At 71.0% G+C, this 15,660-nt stretch carries 18 protein-coding genes; 5 read left to right on the top strand and 13 right to left on the bottom strand.

Annotation, left to right across the window (positions count from 1 at the left end; translation table 11 throughout):
• Positions 1–23: 23 nt before the first annotated feature.
• Genes ACGH2B_RS15485 through ACGH2B_RS15470 form a run of 4 tightly spaced genes read right to left on the bottom strand, consistent with a single transcriptional unit; the run spans position 24 to position 3,012 of the window.
• On the bottom strand, positions 24–1,370 hold the full coding sequence (locus ACGH2B_RS15485) for an NADH-quinone oxidoreductase subunit D (RefSeq protein WP_399089080.1): 1,347 nt from the start codon (positions 1,368–1,370) through the stop codon (positions 24–26).
• Positions 1,370–2,092, bottom strand: a complete 723-nt coding sequence (locus ACGH2B_RS15480; protein ID WP_399089078.1) for an NADH-quinone oxidoreductase subunit C — start codon at positions 2,090–2,092, stop codon at positions 1,370–1,372. The genes ACGH2B_RS15485 and ACGH2B_RS15480 overlap by 1 nt, the downstream gene beginning before the upstream one ends.
• On the bottom strand, positions 2,089–2,643 hold the full coding sequence (locus tag ACGH2B_RS15475; RefSeq protein WP_399089076.1) for a NuoB/complex I 20 kDa subunit family protein: 555 nt from the start codon (positions 2,641–2,643) through the stop codon (positions 2,089–2,091). Before ACGH2B_RS15475 ends, ACGH2B_RS15480 begins: the two co-directional genes overlap by 4 nt.
• 9 nt (positions 2,644–2,652) lie before the next feature.
• On the bottom strand, positions 2,653–3,012 hold the full coding sequence (locus ACGH2B_RS15470; protein ID WP_399089074.1) for an NADH-quinone oxidoreductase subunit A: 360 nt from the start codon (positions 3,010–3,012) through the stop codon (positions 2,653–2,655).
• Positions 3,013–3,729: 717 nt separating this feature from the next.
• On the opposite strand from ACGH2B_RS15470, the gene ACGH2B_RS15465 reads away from it, so the two are divergent.
• Both ACGH2B_RS15465 and ACGH2B_RS15460 read left to right on the top strand, forming a co-directional pair.
• Positions 3,730–4,554, top strand: a complete 825-nt coding sequence (locus ACGH2B_RS15465) for a C40 family peptidase (RefSeq protein ID WP_399089072.1) — start codon at positions 3,730–3,732, stop codon at positions 4,552–4,554.
• A gap of 566 nt (positions 4,555–5,120) precedes the next feature.
• Positions 5,121–6,110 (top strand): hypothetical protein, encoded by a 990-nt coding sequence (locus ACGH2B_RS15460; RefSeq protein ID WP_399089070.1) that lies wholly within the window; start codon positions 5,121–5,123, stop codon positions 6,108–6,110.
• Positions 6,111–6,202: 92 nt separating this feature from the next.
• Here ACGH2B_RS15460 and ACGH2B_RS15455 read toward each other — a convergent pair whose 3' ends face one another.
• The 4 genes from ACGH2B_RS15455 to ACGH2B_RS15440 all read right to left on the bottom strand — a co-directional run bounded on the left by ACGH2B_RS15455 (position 6,203) and on the right by ACGH2B_RS15440 (position 8,457).
• Positions 6,203–6,457, bottom strand: coding sequence for a hypothetical protein (locus tag ACGH2B_RS15455; protein ID WP_399089068.1), 255 nt, complete (start codon positions 6,455–6,457; stop codon positions 6,203–6,205).
• Between the two features lie 309 nt (positions 6,458–6,766).
• Positions 6,767–7,237, bottom strand: coding sequence for an NUDIX domain-containing protein (locus tag ACGH2B_RS15450; protein ID WP_399089066.1), 471 nt, complete (start codon positions 7,235–7,237; stop codon positions 6,767–6,769).
• 129 nt (positions 7,238–7,366) lie between these two features.
• Positions 7,367–7,588 (bottom strand): DUF397 domain-containing protein, encoded by a 222-nt coding sequence (locus ACGH2B_RS15445; RefSeq protein WP_399089064.1) that lies wholly within the window; start codon positions 7,586–7,588, stop codon positions 7,367–7,369.
• The gene (locus tag ACGH2B_RS15440; protein WP_399089062.1) at positions 7,585–8,457 is read right to left on the bottom strand and encodes a helix-turn-helix domain-containing protein; all 873 of its coding nucleotides are present in this window, start codon (positions 8,455–8,457) and stop codon (positions 7,585–7,587) included. The genes ACGH2B_RS15445 and ACGH2B_RS15440 overlap by 4 nt, the downstream gene beginning before the upstream one ends.
• Positions 8,458–9,048: 591 nt before the next feature.
• Between ACGH2B_RS15440 and ACGH2B_RS15435 the strand changes: the two genes are divergently transcribed.
• Positions 9,049–9,354 carry a hypothetical protein gene (locus tag ACGH2B_RS15435; protein ID WP_399089060.1) on the top strand — a complete coding sequence of 102 codons (306 nt, stop codon included), beginning with the start codon at positions 9,049–9,051 and terminating at the stop codon, positions 9,352–9,354.
• A gap of 34 nt (positions 9,355–9,388) precedes the next feature.
• Positions 9,389–9,676, top strand: a complete 288-nt coding sequence (locus ACGH2B_RS15430; protein WP_399089058.1) for a hypothetical protein — start codon at positions 9,389–9,391, stop codon at positions 9,674–9,676.
• A gap of 64 nt (positions 9,677–9,740) precedes the next feature.
• On the opposite strand, the gene ACGH2B_RS15425 is transcribed toward ACGH2B_RS15430, so the two are convergent.
• A complete protein-coding gene (locus tag ACGH2B_RS15425; protein WP_399089056.1) occupies positions 9,741–11,060 on the bottom strand; it encodes a geranylgeranyl reductase family protein in 1,320 nt (439 codons plus the stop codon).
• Positions 11,061–11,182: 122 nt separating this feature from the next.
• Here ACGH2B_RS15425 and ACGH2B_RS15420 point away from each other — a divergent pair, with 122 nt between their 5' ends.
• The gene (locus ACGH2B_RS15420; protein WP_399089054.1) at positions 11,183–11,701 is read left to right on the top strand and encodes a GNAT family N-acetyltransferase; all 519 of its coding nucleotides are present in this window, start codon (positions 11,183–11,185) and stop codon (positions 11,699–11,701) included.
• Between the two features lie 50 nt (positions 11,702–11,751).
• Here ACGH2B_RS15420 and ACGH2B_RS15415 read toward each other — a convergent pair whose 3' ends face one another.
• The 4 genes from ACGH2B_RS15415 to ACGH2B_RS15400 all read right to left on the bottom strand — a co-directional run bounded on the left by ACGH2B_RS15415 (position 11,752) and on the right by ACGH2B_RS15400 (position 15,436).
• Positions 11,752–12,450: a demethylmenaquinone methyltransferase gene (locus ACGH2B_RS15415; protein ID WP_399089052.1), complete on the bottom strand. Its 699-nt coding sequence runs from the start codon at positions 12,448–12,450 to the stop codon at positions 11,752–11,754.
• 85 nt (positions 12,451–12,535) lie between these two features.
• Positions 12,536–13,135 carry a hypothetical protein gene (locus ACGH2B_RS15410; RefSeq protein ID WP_399089050.1) on the bottom strand — a complete coding sequence of 200 codons (600 nt, stop codon included), beginning with the start codon at positions 13,133–13,135 and terminating at the stop codon, positions 12,536–12,538.
• Positions 13,136–13,141: 6 nt separating this feature from the next.
• Positions 13,142–14,341 (bottom strand): cyclic dehypoxanthinyl futalosine synthase, encoded by a 1,200-nt coding sequence (gene mqnC, locus ACGH2B_RS15405; protein WP_399089048.1) that lies wholly within the window; start codon positions 14,339–14,341, stop codon positions 13,142–13,144.
• A gap of 204 nt (positions 14,342–14,545) precedes the next feature.
• Positions 14,546–15,436 carry a menaquinone biosynthetic enzyme MqnA/MqnD family protein gene (locus ACGH2B_RS15400; RefSeq protein ID WP_399089046.1) on the bottom strand — a complete coding sequence of 297 codons (891 nt, stop codon included), beginning with the start codon at positions 15,434–15,436 and terminating at the stop codon, positions 14,546–14,548.
• Positions 15,437–15,660 lie beyond the last annotated feature (224 nt).

Here is a 15,660-nt window from a genome sequence, read left to right as displayed (position 1 = left end):
CAGGCTCGTCGCAGCGTTCTCGGTCACCGGTCGACGCCTCCCATCACGGGGTCGATGGATGCGACGGCGACGATGACGTCGGCGACCTGACCGCCTTCGCACATGGCCGCCATGGCCTGCAGGTTGGTGAAGGACGGATCGCGGAAGTGCACGCGGTAGGGGCGGGTGCCGCCGTCGCTGACGGCGTGCACGCCCAGTTCGCCCTTGGGGGATTCCACGGCGGCGTACGCCTGGCCGGGCGGGACCCGGAAGCCCTCGGTGACGAGCTTGAAGTGGTGGATGAGGGCTTCCATCGAGGTGCCCATGATCTTCTTGATGTGGTCGAGGCTGTTGCCGAGACCGTCCGGCCCGAGGGCGAGCTGCGCGGGCCAGGCGATCTTCTTGTCGGCGACCATGACGGGGCCGGGCTCCAGCCGGTCCAGGCACTGTTCGACGATCCGCAGCGACTGGCGCATCTCCTCCAGGCGGATCAGGAAGCGGCCGTAGGCGTCGCAGGTGTCGGCGGTCGGCACCTCGAAGTCGTAGGTCTCGTAACCGCAGTACGGCTGGGTCTTGCGCAGGTCGTGCGGCAGACCGGCGGAGCGGAGGATCGGGCCGGTGGCGCCGGTGGCGAGGCAGCCGGCCAGGTCGAGGTGGCCGATGCCCTCCATGCGGCCCTTGAACACCGGGTTACCGCTGGCGAGTTTGTCGTACTCGGGGAGGTTCTTGCGCATCTTCTTGACGAAGGCGCGGACCTGGTCGACGGCGCCGGGCGGCAGGTCCTGGGCGAGGCCGCCGGGGCGGATGTACGCGTGGTTCATCCGCAGGCCGGTGATCAACTCGTAGAGGTCGAGGATGAGTTCCCGGTCGCGGAAGCCGTAGATCATGATGGTGGTGGCGCCCAGCTCCATACCGCCGGTGGCGATGGCCACGAGGTGGGAGGAGAGGCGGTTCAGCTCCATCAGCAGCACGCGGACGACGGTGGCCCGGTCGGGGATCTGCTCGGTGATGCCGAGGAGTTTCTCCACCGCGAGGCAGTACGCCGTCTCGTTGAAGAACGGCGTCAGGTAGTCCATGCGCGTGACGAACGTCGTGCCCTGGGTCCACGTGCGGTATTCGAGGTTCTTCTCGATGCCGGTGTGGAGGTAGCCGATACCGCAGCGGGCCTCGGTGACGGTCTCGCCGTCGATCTCCAGGATGAGCCGCAGCACGCCGTGCGTGGAGGGGTGCTGGGGGCCCATGTTGACGATGAGGCGTTCGTCGTCGGACGCGGCGGCGGCCGTCGCGATCTCGTCCCAGTCGCCGCCGGTGACGGTGTAGACGGCGCCCTCGGTCGTCTCGCGCGGCCCGGGGGCGGCGGACGCTTCGGCGGGGGAAGGGGAAGGAGTCATCAGCTGTACGACCTCCGCTGGTCGGGAGCCGGGATCTGGGCGCCCTTGTACTCGACGGGGATGCCGCCGAGCGGGTAGTCCTTGCGCTGCGGGAAGCCCTGCCAGTCGTCGGGCATCATGATCCGGGTGAGCGCCGGGTGGCCGTCGAAGATCAGGCCGAAGAAGTCGTACGCCTCGCGCTCGTGCCAGTCGTTGGTCGGGTAGACGGCGACGACCGACGGGATGTGCGGATCGGCGTCGGGGGCCGAGACCTCCAGCCGGATCAGCCGGTTGTGGGTGAGCGAGCGCAGGTGGTAGACGGCGTGCAGCTCGCGGCCCTTGTCGCCGGGGAAGTGGACGGCGCTGACGCCGGTGCACAGCTCGAAGCGGAGCGCGGGGTCGTCGCGGAGCGTGCGGGCGACGGCCGGGAGGAACTCCCGCTCGATGTGGAAGGTCAGCTCGTCGCGGTCGACGACGGTCTTGGCGATGACGTTCTCGGGGACCAGGCCCTGTTCCTCCAGGGCGCCCTCCAGTTCGTCGGCGACCTCGTCGAACCAGCCGCCGTAGGGGCGGGCACTGGCGCCGGGCAGCCGTACGGTGCGGACGAGTCCGCCGTAGCCGGAGGTGTCGCCGCCGTTCGCGGCGCCGAACATGCCGCGGCGGGTGGCGATGAGGTCGCCGGTGTCGTCGCGCTGGGCCGGGACGTTCTGGCCGGGTGCGTTGGGGTCGTCCTGCTCGCTCACCGCAGCAGTCCCTTCATCTCGATCGTCGGGAGCGCTTTGAGCGCGGCTTCCTCCGCCTCACGGGCCGCCTGCCGCTGATTGACGCCGAGCTTGGTCTCCTGGATCTTCTGGTGGAGCTTGAGGATGGCGTCCAGCAGCATCTCGGGGCGCGGCGGGCAGCCCGGCAGGTAGATGTCGACCGGGACGATGTGGTCGACGCCCTGGACGATGGCGTAGTTGTTGAACATGCCGCCCGACGAGGCGCAGACGCCCATGGAGATGACCCACTTCGGGTCCGGCATCTGGTCGTAGACCTGCCGCAGCACCGGCGCCATCTTCTGGCTGACCCGCCCGGCCACGATCATCAGATCCGCCTGGCGCGGGGAGCCGCGGAAGACCTCCATGCCGAAGCGGGCGAGGTCGTAGCGCCCGGCGCCGGTCGTCATCATCTCGATGGCGCAGCAGGCGAGCCCGAAGGTGGCGGGGAAGACGGAGGATTTACGTACCCAGCCCGCGGCCTGTTCGACGGTGGTCAGCAGAAAGCCGCTGGGCAGCTTCTCTTCAAGTCCCATGGGTGGCCCCTAGTCCCATTCCAGGCCGCCGCGACGCCATACATAGGCGTAGGCGACGAAGACGGTGAGCGCGAAGAGGAGCATCTCGACGAGCCCGAACACCCCCAGGGCGTCGAAGGTGACGGCCCAGGGATAGAGGAAGACGATCTCGATGTCGAAGACGATGAAGAGCATCGCCGTCAGGTAGTACTTGATCGGGAAGCGACCGCCGCCCGCCGGCTGCGGAGTCGGCTCGATCCCGCATTCGTACGCTTCGAGCTTGGCCCGGTTGTAGCGCCTGGGTCCCACGAGCGTGGCCATCACGACGGAGAAGATCGCAAAGCCTGCCCCGAGGGCTCCCAGTACGAGGATGGGCGCATAGGCGTTCACCGTCCTCGCTCCCTTCAGTCGACGATGACTGGATGGCGGTCCGCCCGGGCTCGCCCCACAGAGATCGTGCGCATGTGAGGCAGTTCACAAGCCCGGACCGCCTGCATCCTATGCCCGTCCTCCTGTGATCTGCGACACGGGGTACACCAACGCCTTTGTGATCTCCACCACCTGACGAAGGATCATGAAGTCGGATGAGCGGTGAGCTACGTACGTGAAGCGCGCGAGTGATCACGAGAGGTGACATTCACGCGGGTTACCGCTGGTCAGGGCGGCGATGTCATTATCAAGACAGGCGCCGTGCAGGCAAATTGGCACTGGACACCGTCAACTGCTATAAGCCGCGCGGCCGGTGGCGTGACCGCCTCGTGATCCGCCCGTGATCGTCCGTACGTGCACGCCTTCACGAGCGGCGATCCGGCGGCGGATCACGGGAACATAACGGACACTCACGAGTGAGCTATCCCACGCGGTTTCGCGCCATAACTCCTTGACCTACGGGAAGCCTTGGCGTGGCGCCTGGAGAGGTGATAGGCGCCCCCTTCCGCCCGCATCGGCTGTAAAAGCCGTGCGTAGGTGCATGATCGCGATTTTCGGACACCGTTCGAGTGGCACCACGGTCGGCAATTGATCCCTTTTGTTCATCGTGTACGCGTCAAGTGTGGTGCAAGCCACCTTTGTTGGCAGCAACCTGTGACTCTTGATAGCCGTGGTGCCATGTCCCCGAACGCACTCATACCCAGCCACCGGAAGCCCCGCCGTTCCGCGTCCTCGCGGGCCCTGCGTGCGGGCGTCACCGGTGGCTTCCTCACCCTCGCGGTGACCGGAGCGACCGTTCCGGCCAACGCCGCCGAGAAGCCGGTCTCCGAAACCCAGGAGCTGCCGACCATCACGACGGCACTCTCCGTGGACCTCGCCGAGAGCGCCGAAGCCACGCAGCAGGTCGCGGAGGTGTACGAGCGTCAGGCCGCGCAGGACAAGGCCGCACTGACCGCCGCGAAGGCCGCGAAGAAGGACAAGGCCGAGGCCGAGAAGAAGGCCGCCGAGGCGAAGAAGAAGGCGGAGGAGGCCCGCAAGAAGGCCGCCGAGGCCCAGCAGGTCCGCGCCTCCCGCTCCGCCGACCGCACCCTTCTGACGGGCGGTGAGCCCTCCGGCTCCACCGACAGCACGCCCTCCACCGGTGCCACCGGCTCCACCGCCACGCTGCTCTCCTTCCTGCGCGCGCAGGTCGGCAAGGCGTACGTCATGGGCGCCACCGGCCCCTCCGCGTACGACTGCTCCGGTCTCACGCAGGCCGCGTTCCGGCAGATCGGCATCGAGCTGCCGCGCGTCTCGCAGTCGCAGTCGACCGCCGGTACCCAGGTCGGTCTGGGCAACCTCCAGGTCGGCGACATCCTCTACTGGGGCAGCGCGGGCAGCGCGTACCACGTGGGTGTCTACGTCGGTAACGGCAACTTCATCGGCGCGCAGAACTCCAGCACCGGTGTGGTCGAGCGTCCGCTCAGCTACGACCAGCCCACCGGCGCCGTCCGCGTCCTCTGAGACCGGCACCACCGCAGCACCCGGCCCGTTACCGGTCCGGACGCGGCGCGCTGCGGCGCCCGTTCCTCCCGGTACGACCCCTTTCCGGCGGATCCATCCGTGACGGGTCGGCCGCCCTGTAACGCCTGACGAAGGCCGCTCCTCCCACCGCTCGGGAGGGGCGGCCTTCGGCGTGCGGCGGGCCCGTGGCCGGGTGTGCGTACGCGGTCGGGTCCGTATCGGCGTACGTGGGTGGCCCTTTCGCGTGGCGGGGCGGCGGATTCCGGACGGATTCCACCCTCACGGGGGATCCGGCAGCGACCGGTGGACCGCCTGGGACGTTGTGTCTCTCGCCGTCCGCCGCGCGGAACAGGGGAGCGGGACGCGGGGCGCGGGCCCGGCGCGGGCCCGGCACCTTCCGCCCGTTCGGCTCACCGGTGCCCCTCCGCCGCACCGTTCCGGGTGCGCGCCGGCCGGGCCTGGGCTGACATGGCTTACGGAAGCGGGCCCCGCACGGAGAGGTGCGGGGCCCGGCGCCCGGGGCGGTCGGCCCGGGGCGTTCCCGACGCCGTACCAGGAGGACCCGTATGTGCCGCGCCGCGCGCACCCTGGCCGTGTCCGCGCTCGGCGCGGCCGCCGTCGCCCTCACCGCACCGGCGGCCTCGGCCACGCCCGTCGCGCGGTCCATACCGACCGCCGCCGCGGCCCGGGCGGCGGCCTCCGGTGACGGGCCGTCCGCCTCCGTCGATCCGGCGACCGTACGCCGCGGCCGGTCCGTCACGGTGGCGGTGACCTGCGCGGTCGGCGACGAGCGGCGGATGCCGCGGAACATCAGCGGCGAGGGGCGGGTGCTGCGGGACGGCACCGTCACCCTGGAACGCCAGGGAGAGACCGGCACCTACCGGGGCACGGCGCGGACCGCCCCCCGGGTGCCGCTGGGCCTCGGGCCGGTCGACGAGGCCGCCGCCGCGCGGGCCGACGCCCGGGCGGCCTGGGCGATCGAGGGCGTCTGCCCCGACGACGCCCCCTGGAGCGTCACCGTACGGACCACCGTCGCGGACACGGGACCGGCGCACGAACCGTCCGGCCCGCCGTCCGGAAGCTCGTCCGGGCAGTCGTCCGGGCCCTCTTCGGGTGCGCCGTCCGCGGTCCCTTCGGGTGCGCCGTCCGCCGCGCCGCGCCGTACTCCGTCCGGTCCGTCCGGCGGGCCCGCCCCGGCGCCCGGTACCGCGCCGCGGCCCGGCGGCCCGCACCGGGAACTCCCCCGCGCCGAGGGCCCGTACGCGAAGAAGCCGGGCCCCGGGGGCCCGGCCTCCGGCGGCCCGCACACCTCACACCCCCGCGCCCCGCACGGGCCGGTGGCCGCCGGGGGCGGCGCTACGGCGGAACAACACCCCACGACCGAGGCGCGGTTCGCGGAGCTGGCGCGGATCACCTCCGGGGAGCTGCGCGCCACCACGCTCCTCGCCGCCGGCGGCGCCGTCCTCGCGGCGACCGCCGCGGGCGGCCATCTGCTGGCCCGCCACCGGGAACGCCGCGCCGACGGCCGCCCCGCCGACGGGACCGCACGCCCCTGACGGACCGCTCCCGGGGACGGCGTACGGGCTCAGGGGACGCTGCCCCGGCCGACGGCCCGCGTCACGGGGCGCCGCCCCGGCAGCTCCCCGGATCACGGCCTGCTGCCCGCCTCCTGCCGGTTCCGTTCGTACGTGCTGTGCATCGCGCAGCGGCGGAGGACGGCGGCGAGCTGCCGTGCCACGTCGGGGGCGCAGCGGCCCAGCTCCACCAATGGCCGGGGGTCCTCCCCGGCGACCGACGCGGCGTCGAGCCGCACGGTGGGCAGGACGACACCGACCCCCAGCAGCGCGGCCCGCAGCTCGTCGCGCGCTCCCTCGGCATCCCTGATCATCGCGTCCAACTCCATGACCTCACATCCACGGGCTGATGAATCCCCTCCGTACTCCCCCCGGCCCGCGCGGACCATGCGTGACCTGCTCGGAAGAGGACGTTCTCGGGGGCAGCCGTACCCGGTGAGGTGACACGGGGCGCCGATGGGCGCCCGCGGTTCACGCCTTCGGGGTGCGCTTGCCGATCGGAGTGGGCGACGGAGCCCGGCCGGTCCGCGGGGTGGCCGACGCGTCCCCCGGGATGCTCGTCGGCGCCGCCGGGTGCGCCCCGCCGCACGTTCCGCGCACCGCGGTTCACCGGCTCCCCGGGCAGCACGGCCGCCGCGTCAGCCGAGGTACGGCCGCTCCCGCCGCTCCAGGAAATGCCCGATCCGCAGCCGCTGCGTGTGATGCATCGGCAGCCGGTCGATCTCCTCCGGCCGGACGAACCGCAGCTCCGTCGACTCGTCCGAGATCACCAACCGCCCACCCACGACCCGGGCCGTGAAGCAGACGTTGAACTGCCTGCGCACCTCGCCGTCCGCGTACGCGATGACGTGCCGCGGATCGGTGTACGTCCCCACCAGCCCGGTGATCTCGACGTCCAGCCCCGTCTCCTCCTTCACCTCCCGGACAGCCGTCCCGGGGAGCGAGTCGGTCCTCTCCATGCCGCCCCCGGGCAGCGCCCAGAGCCCGTTGTCCCGGCGGCGTTGGAGAAGAATGCGCCCCTCCGCATCAGTGACGACGGCGGAGGCGGCGACCACGAGGCTGTTGGGCTCGGGAGCGTCCGGGTCGTCGTAGAACTCGGTGCGGGTCATGGGCGGCCTTTCGGTGCGCGGGGCCATCGATCACGCTTCCGCCGAACAGCACGGCGCTCCCCGCACGGCCCAGGCCGCACAGGGAGCGTCTCGACGCGTTCGCCGGATCAGCGGTCGAAAGGGCCTCCCTTACGCGACCCCGCCGAACCGGCCCGAGGCGGCAGCGGAGACGAACGCGGTCATCTGCTCGTGGGAAAGCAGCAGGGCGGTCCCCCGGGGGTTCTTGCTGTCCCGGACGGCGACCGTCGCGTCATCGACAATGCCGAGTTCGACACAGTCCCCTTGCGCCCCGGAAGCCGAGGACTTCCACCACGTCACGGACAGGGTCGACGCGTCGTCAACATGGCTCATGTGTTGTTCTTCCTTCTTATCTCTGTGATCAACTTCGCCGACGCCTCGACGGACTCAGCAGCAGAAGTGAGTCGTTGGTAGGCATCGCGGTGTACGGCGACCTTGTCGTGGTCCTCGATGTAGAGCAGTGAGGTCAGCCCCTCCGTGTGGACCACGTCAAGGTCCGCGTGAGGACCGAATCCGAGAACGGTGAATGTGCCCAGCTGTCCCACATGCAGGGGAGCGCCGGAACGCAGGACCTGAATGTTGATGTTCGGCCGCTTTCCCAGCGACAGAAGCCGCCCCAGCTGCTCGTCCATCGCGTCGGCGGTCTGGGTGGTCGAGCGCAGCGCCTGTTCCGAGATGATCGCCCACAGCGTCAGGGGATCGCTGTCGCGGGTGAGGATCGCTTGGCGAGCGAGACGGATCTCGACCAGGGCATCGACTTTGGCCTCGACAGCTTCGGACATCGCCGTCGTCCGAATGATTTCGCGCGCGTACTCGGCCGTCTGGAGCAGTCCGGGGATCACGCCGAGCTGCCACGTACACACCGACTCCGCCTCAGCTTCCAGGCTGATCAGATCCTCGTGCACCGGCGTAAGAACACCCCGGTACGAGTGCCACCAGCCGCGCTGGGCGCCTTCTTTCGTCAGGATGACCAGGGCCGCGCGTAGCTCGGCGCTCACTTTCCGGCCGAGCTTGGCGTACAGGTCAAGCAGTTGCTCGACATCCTTCGCCTTCGCCGCGCTCTTGGCCGTCTCTATCCGCGACAGCTTGGAGACGGCGAACGTGCCCTTGGACCGCTCCGAGACCTCTTCGAGTGTGAGGTCACCGCGTAGGGCACGGAGCTTCGCGCCAAGTCGCCGACGACGCACCGTAGGCGCACTCACGGGCTCCCCCTCCTCTTCCGGTGCCCAACAGTCTGCCGTGCCCCGTCATCGCCTGTCACCTGCCGATTCCCGGCGCCACCCCGCAATTCCGGCAGCGCGTGCAAATTTCTATTTCACCGTATCGGGTGTTGCGGATGCCTCTGACGTAAGCGCATTCTGATGGTGAGAAACCAGCGGGTACGCGCGAACGGCCGTGCCCGCAATGGAAGTTGCTCGCTAAGGGGACACCCGTGATCAAGCACGAGCAGAACGAAGAGCCCACCGGGCAAACGGAGACGGACGACCTCACCCGAAGGCAAGAGGCGCTGTACGAGCGAGTCGAGCGGCACTTCGCACGGCTACGGGGAGAGAGCCGGTTGGGAACGGGATCGAGTCCGTCGGCCGCGACACATCAGGTCACCGGCGACAGGGCTCACGGGCTCACCACCGCCCCGCCCCGACGCCCCTGATGCCCCGCCCCCTGCCCGGCCGATCCGGTCGGCGCCTGCCAGCGCCGACCCGGCCACGGCAGGGGGCGCGGGTACCACCCCGGCACGCCGCAGCCACGGCCACCGGGGGAAGAAGTCACCACCACTGAGGAGTTGACAACCAATGCGCGATTTTATCGCCCTGCTGTTCCTCTGGTTAGGAGAACCGGCCCGCCGCCGTGCGCGCTCAGCCGCCCGCCAGGTGTCCGCCTTCCTCTTCCCGCCACCCCCACCGCCTCCACCCCCGGTCATCGCACCGGCCCCGCCGTACGCCCGGCGGCCGCTGCCCGACCACGTCCGGCGCAGGGCGCTGCCGCTCGACGGTGAGGAGATCGCCCTCATCCGCCCGTACCTCATCGCGTACGAACGCGGGGCCGGGTCCCGGGCCGTTCGCCCGCAGCCCCGAGAACTCCGCGCCGCCGTCGCGTAGCGCCCTTCCACCAAGACGTACAGGAGACGTACACATGGACTTCATCAAGGCCGACCACGCCTTCTGGGTGGACGGCGAACGGCAGGAGGCGGAGGAGAAGGGCAGCGCGTTCGTCAACGCCTTCCGGCGGCTGGGGATCGAGTTCGACGACATCGAGCTGAAGGAGCCGTGCGGCGGGTGCCGGCGGACCGGGTACCGGCTTCTCCTCGGGTCGATCCCGCCCGAGGAGGCGGCGGACATCGCCTGGCGGCTCAACCACGCGCTGGATCTGCTCGATACGTACCGCAGGCAGGCGGCCGACGCCGGTCGCCGTCCGGACTGACGGCAAGGACGCGGCCCCGGTCACGCCCCTAGGCCAGGGGCGTGGCCGGGGCCGTCCCGCGCGATCACGCCTTCGGGGCGACCTTGCTCAGCCCGTTGATGATGCGGTCCATCGCGTCGCCGCCCGTCGGGTCGGTGAGGTTGGCGAGCATCTTGAGGGTGAAGCGCATCAGCAGCGGGTGGGTCAGGCCGCGCTGGGTGGCGATCTGCATGACCTTGGGGTTGCCGATGAGCTTCACGAACGCGCGGCCCATGGAGTAGTAGCCGCCGTAGGTCTCCTTGAGGACCTTCGGGTAGCGCTCCAGGGCGCGTTCGCGCTGGAGGTAGGTGGCGCGGGCGTGCGCCTGCACGATGACCTCGGCGGCCAGCGCGCCGGACTCCATGGCGTACGCGATGCCCTCGCCGTTGAACGGGTTGACCAGCCCGCCCGCGTCGCCGACGAGCAGCAGACCGCGGGTGTAGTGCGGCTGGCGGTTGAAGGCCATCGGCAGCGCCGCGCCGCGGATCGTCGTCGTCATGTTCTCGGGGGTGTAGCCCCACTCCTCGGGCATGGAGGCGCACCACGCCTTGAGGATCTCCCGCCAGTCCAGCTCCTTGAAGGCGGACGAGGAGTTGAGGATGCCCAGGCCGACGTTGCTGGTGCCGTCGCCCATGCCGAAGATCCAGCCGTAGCCGGGCAGCAGCCGGTCCTGGGCGCCGCGGCGGTCCCACAGCTCCAGCCAGGACTCCAGGTAGTCGTCGTCGTGGCGCGGCGAGGTGAAGTACGTACGGACCGCGACGCCCATCGGGCGGTCGTCGCGGCGGTGCAGGCCCATCGCGACGGAGAGGCGGGTGGAGTTGCCGTCGGCGGCGACGACCAGCGGCGCGTGGAAGGTGACCGGCGTCTTCTCCGCACCGAGCTTGGCGTGCACGCCGGTGATCCGGCCGGTGAGTTCGTGGACGATCGGGGCGCCGACGTTGCAGCGCTCGTACAGCCGGGCGCCGGCCTTCTGCGCCTGGCGGGCGAGCTGCTCGTCGAAGTCGTCGCGCTTGCGGACGAGTCCGTAGTCGGGGAAGGAGGCGAGGTCGGGCCAGTCGAGCTGGAGGCGGGAGCCGCCGCCGATGATGCGCAGGCCCTTGTTGCGCAGCCAGCCCGCCTCCTCGGAGATGTCGATGCCCATCGCGACGAGCTGCTTGACGGCGCGCGGCGTCAGACCGTCACCGCAGACCTTCTCGCGGGGGAACGCCGTCTTCTCCAGCAGGAGGACGTCGAGTCCGGCCTGGGCGAGGTGGTAGGCGGTCGCGGAGCCGGCCGGACCGGCGCCGACGACGATCACATCCGCGCTGTGCTCAGAGCGCCGCTCGGCGGCGGGCGCGGACTCGGTCACGGGCGCGGACTCGGTCACGGGGGATCTCCAGGGAAGTCGATATCTGGATTTCTGCATATCCGGGGTGCCGAACGGCACCGGGCATGGGCAGTCTATGGGGGCCTTGGTGATCAGAACCTGAAGGGTTGGCCGTGAAGCCGATGACGAAGACGACCACGGACGGCGCGCCCCCCGCCGTCGCACTGCGGGTACCCACCGAGGAGGACGCGTGGAACTGGCACCACGCCTTCGCCCACCCCGACGTCATGGAGTTCCACGGCGGCGCCCCGGCCGAACTCTCCGTCTACGACGAACTGACCGCCCGCCAGCGCCGCCACCACGCCGAACGCGGCTACTGCCTCTACACCCTGCTCGGCCCGGACGGCAGCATCCTCGGCTTCACCGGCGCCCAGCCGTGGCCGCACGAATCGTGGGGCCCGGTCGGTGAGATCGAGATCGGCTGGCGGCTGGGGCGCGGCCACTGGGGCAAGGGATACGCGACGGCCGCGGCACGCGCGGCGCTGGACGACGTCCGGGCGGCCGGTGTCCCCGAGGTCGTCGCGATGATCAACACCCGGAACGCGCGGTCCGTCGCGGTCGCCGAACGGCTCGGCATGCGGCGCGCGGAGACGTACGAGAAGCCGGACCTCACGGCGTACTGCTACCGGCTGGCGCTCTGAGACCGCGCCGGTGAGCGGCCGGGGCGGTGCGCCGCCCCGGCCGGCCGGTGTCAGTGCGCGGGGCGGACGCCGCGGTGCAGGGCGACGATGCCGCCGGTGAGGTTGCGCCACGCCACCTTCGACCAGCCGACGCCCTGGAGCCGGGCGGCGAGCGCGGGCTGGTTGGGCCAACTGCGGATCGACTCGGCGAGGTAGACGTACGCGTCCGGGTTGCTGCTGACCGCGCGGGCGGCCGGCGGCAGCGCCCGCATCAGGTACTCGGTGTAGACGGTGCGGAACGGGCCCCACGTCGGCTCGCTGAACTCGCAGATCACCACGCGGCCACCGGGCTTGGTGACGCGGTACAGCTCGGCGAGGGCGGCGTCGGTGTCCTGGATGTTGCGCAGGCCGAAGGAGATGGTGACGGCGTCGAACACCTCGTCCGCGAAGGGCAGCTTCGTGCCGTCGCCCGCGGTGAACGGCAGCCACGGGTGGCGCTTCTTGCCCTCGCGGAGCATGCCCACGGAGAAGTCGCACGGCACGACGTGGGCGCCGGTGCGGGCGAAGGGCAGCGAGGACGTACCCGTCCCGGCGGCGAGGTCGAGGATGCGCTCGGCGGGCCGCGCGGCGACCGCCCGGTCCACCTCCTTGCGCCACAGCCGGGCCTGCCCCAGGGAGAGCACGTCGTTGGTGAGGTCGTAGCGCGCCGCCACGTCGTCGAACATCGCGGCGACTTCGTGCGGCTGCTTGTCCAGGGATGCTCGGGTCACCCGGCCATTGTCCACCGTCGCCCCGCGGCACCCGGCACCGGGCACGCACCGGGACGGAAGGGACGCGGACGCGGCCCGCCGGCGGTCAGCGGCGGCGGTGGACCAGACGTCCGCCGATGACGGTGGCGACGCAGGTGGCGGCCCCGAGCCGGACGAGGGCGGCCCGGTCCGGCACGTCGAACACGGCGAACCGGGCGGGCCCGCCCGCCGTCAGCGGCGGCAGCAGGACGAGCGGGGACGGCGAGAAGGACGCCGGGCCCGGCGGATTCGGCGGACGCTGCCCGACCGCGAGCCCGGCCCGGCGCACCGCGTCCACGACCGCCCGGTGACGCAGCTCCCCGGCGACGGCGACCGTGCCGTGCGCCAGCAGCCGCTGGATCCCGCGCCGGGCGCTCGCGCCGCGCCGCGAAGGGTCGGCCCGGAAGATCGCCCGCGCCCGCTCCCCGGTGACCGGCTCGGTGCCGAACTCGTCGGCCTCACGCGGATCCGGGTGGTAGGCGTCCTCCAGCAGCTCGGGCCCGTACGGGTTGAGCAGCCCCGGGGTAAGGATGCCGGGCCACCGCCGCACCCGCGCTCCGGGGCGGGCGGCGGCCAGCTCCTCGTACGGGCCGACGGCGGCGAGCGACGCGCCCTCGACCAGGACCGCGGTCTTCGGGGAGGACTCGGCGACGTGAAGGGTCAGCACCGCGGCTCAGCCCGCGTCGATGAGCTTCAGCTCGGGGTGGGCGGTGCCGCCCTCGATCGCGGTGGACGAGATGTGCGAGACGACGCGCTCGTCGACCGGGTCGTTCGCCGGGTCGTCGTGGACGACGAGGTGCTCGTACGTGGTGGCGCGCTGCGCGGGGACGCGGCCCGCCTTGCGGATCAGGTCGATGATCTCCTGGCGGTTGGAGCGGTGCTTGGCACCGGCGGAGGAGACGACGTTCTCCTCCAGCATGATCGAACCGAGGTCGTCGGCGCCGTAGTGCAGCGAAAGCTGACCGATCTCCTTGCCGGTGGTCAGCCAGGAACCCTGGATGTGCGCGACGTTGTCGAGGAAGATCCGCGCGATGGCGATCATCCGCAGGTACTCGAAGAGCGTCGCCTGCGTCCGGCCCTTCAGGTGGTTGTTCTCCGGCTGGTAGGTGTACGGGATGAAGGCGCGGAAGCCGCCCGTACGGTCCTGCACGTCCCGGATCATCCGCAGGTGCTCGATCCGCTCGGCGTTGGTCTCGCCGGTGCCCATCAGCATCGTGGAGGTGGACTCCACACCGAGGTTGTGGGCGATCTCCATGATCTCCAGCCAGCGCTCGCCGGACTCCTTCAGCGGCGCGATGGCCTTACGGGGCCGCTCCGGCAGCAGCTCGGCACCGGCACCGGCGAACGAGTCGAGCCCGGCGGCGTGGATCCGGCGGATCGCCTCCTCGGCCGACACCTTCGAGATCCGCGCCATGTGCTCGATCTCGGACGCGCCGAGCGAGTGGATCACAAGCTGCGGGAACGCCTTCTTGATCGCGGAGAAGTGCTCCTCGTAGTACTCGACGCCGTAGTCCGGGTGGTGGCCGCCCTGGAACATGATCTGGGTGCCGCCCAGCTCGACGGTCTCCGCGCAGCGGCGCAGGATGTCGTCGAGGTCCCGGCTCCAGCCCTTCTTCGTGTCCTTCGGCGCCGCGTAGAACGCGCAGAACTTGCAGGCCGTCACGCAGACGTTGGTGTAGTTGATGTTCCGCTCGATGATGTACGTCGCGATGTGCTCGGTGCCGGCGTAGCGGCGGCGGCGCACGGCGTCGGCGGCGCGCCCGAGGGCGTGCAGCGGCGCGGAACGGTAGAGGTCGAGCGCCTCCTCCGGCGTGATGCGGCCGCCCTCGGCGGCGCGGTCGAGTACGGACTGGAGGTCGGCGTTCTCGGTCACCGGAGCGTCCCTTTCGGAGGGGTATTGACGGACCGGCCCAGCCTACGCCAGGGACTCCGGGCCGCCCCGGGGCCTCCCGCCGCGACCGGACGGGAGGCGGGCCGGGCCGTGACGTGACGTACGGGCGACGGGCCGGACGTCAGGGGCGTACCCGGTGACGTCAGGGGCGCGGGAAGGCGCGGCGCGCGCCGGTGGCCCGGCCGGTCAGCGCCCCAGGAGGTCCACCGCCACATCGGCGGGGAAACCGGTGGTCGGGCCGACCCTGCGGGCGAACTCCGTGACGCCGCGCAGTTGGTCGGGGCCGAAGCGGAAGTCCAGCGTCGTGAAGTACTTCTCCAGCACCGTCTCGTCGAAGGACTCCCAGCGGGCGGCCTGCTCGGCGACCTTGGTGACCTCCTCCAGCGACAGATCCCGGGAGGCGAGGAACGCCTCGTGGACCTTCTCCACCACCCGCGGCTCGCGCGCGAGGTACTCACGGCGGGTCGCCCAGACCGCGAAGACGAACGGCAGGCCCGTCCACTCCTTCCACATCTGCCCCAGGTCGTGGACCTGGAGGCCGAGCCGGGGCCCGTCGTGGAGGTTGGCGCGGAGCGCGGCGTCCCCGATCAGGACGGCGGCGTCCGCCTCCTGCATCATCAGCCCCAGGTCCGGCGGGCAGGTGAAGTAGTCCGGCTTGACGCCGATCCGCTCGGCGAGCAGCAGTTGTGCCAGCCGCACCGAGGTACGCGACGTCGACCCGAGGGCGACCCGGGCGCCGTCGAGCTGCTCCAGCGGCTTCTGCGAGACGATCACGCAGGACATCACCGGACCGTCGCAGCCGACCGCGAGGTCCGGGAAGGCCACGAGGTCGTCGGCGGCGCGCAGGAACTCCACGAGCGTGACCGGGGCGATGTCCAGCTCCCCGCGGACGAGCTGCTCGCTGAGCTTCTCCGGGGTGTCCTTGGTCAGCTCCAGATCGAGCAGCGTGCCCGTACGGGCGAGGCCCCAATAAAGGGGCAGGCAGTTCAGGAACTGGATGTGGCCCACCCGCGGCCGGCTGCGACGGGCGTCGGCAGCGGCATCGGCGGGAGCGTCACCAAAGGTTGAATTGTCCACATGCGGAGGCTAGACCCGCGGGTCGGGAACCGGCACGGCGGGGGCGCATATGGCCCCCCGCGCGGCGCACGCATGACTCTGACCCCTTCGGGTAAACGTGATCTTTGGCTCTTCCACCGCACGAGCGCACCATGCTACGCTCAGCGCAAGTTGCAGTTTGGTTTCCCTTGCAGTACAGAGCCTGCGGAGCATGTAACCCGCAGGCTTTCGTCGTTTTCAGACTT

This window comes from Streptomyces sp. BBFR2, from assembly GCF_044497305.1.
GTDB lineage: Bacteria > Actinomycetota > Actinomycetes > Streptomycetales > Streptomycetaceae > Streptomyces.
Note: the sequence above shows the minus strand (reverse complement) of the source record. Positions and strands in the feature narration are given on the sequence as shown.

Excerpts from the sequence above, each read along its gene's own strand:
- ACGH2B_RS15485 (WP_399089080.1), bottom strand. The coding sequence starts at position 1,370 with ATGACTCCTTCCCCTTCCCCCGCCGAAGCGTCCGCCGCCCCCGGGCCG.
- ACGH2B_RS15475 (WP_399089076.1), bottom strand. The coding sequence starts at position 2,643 with ATGGGACTTGAAGAGAAGCTGCCCAGCGGCTTTCTGCTGACCACCGTC.
- ACGH2B_RS15465 (WP_399089072.1), top strand. The coding sequence starts at position 3,730 with ATGTCCCCGAACGCACTCATACCCAGCCACCGGAAGCCCCGCCGTTCC.
- ACGH2B_RS15460 (WP_399089070.1), top strand. The coding sequence starts at position 5,121 with ATGTGCCGCGCCGCGCGCACCCTGGCCGTGTCCGCGCTCGGCGCGGCC.
- ACGH2B_RS15455 (WP_399089068.1), bottom strand. The coding sequence starts at position 6,457 with ATGGAGTTGGACGCGATGATCAGGGATGCCGAGGGAGCGCGCGACGAG.
- ACGH2B_RS15450 (WP_399089066.1), bottom strand. The coding sequence starts at position 7,237 with ATGACCCGCACCGAGTTCTACGACGACCCGGACGCTCCCGAGCCCAAC.
- ACGH2B_RS15445 (WP_399089064.1), bottom strand. The coding sequence starts at position 7,588 with ATGAGCCATGTTGACGACGCGTCGACCCTGTCCGTGACGTGGTGGAAG.
- ACGH2B_RS15435 (WP_399089060.1), top strand. The coding sequence starts at position 9,049 with ATGCGCGATTTTATCGCCCTGCTGTTCCTCTGGTTAGGAGAACCGGCC.
- ACGH2B_RS15430 (WP_399089058.1), top strand. The coding sequence starts at position 9,389 with ATGGACTTCATCAAGGCCGACCACGCCTTCTGGGTGGACGGCGAACGG.
- ACGH2B_RS15420 (WP_399089054.1), top strand. The coding sequence starts at position 11,183 with ATGACGAAGACGACCACGGACGGCGCGCCCCCCGCCGTCGCACTGCGG.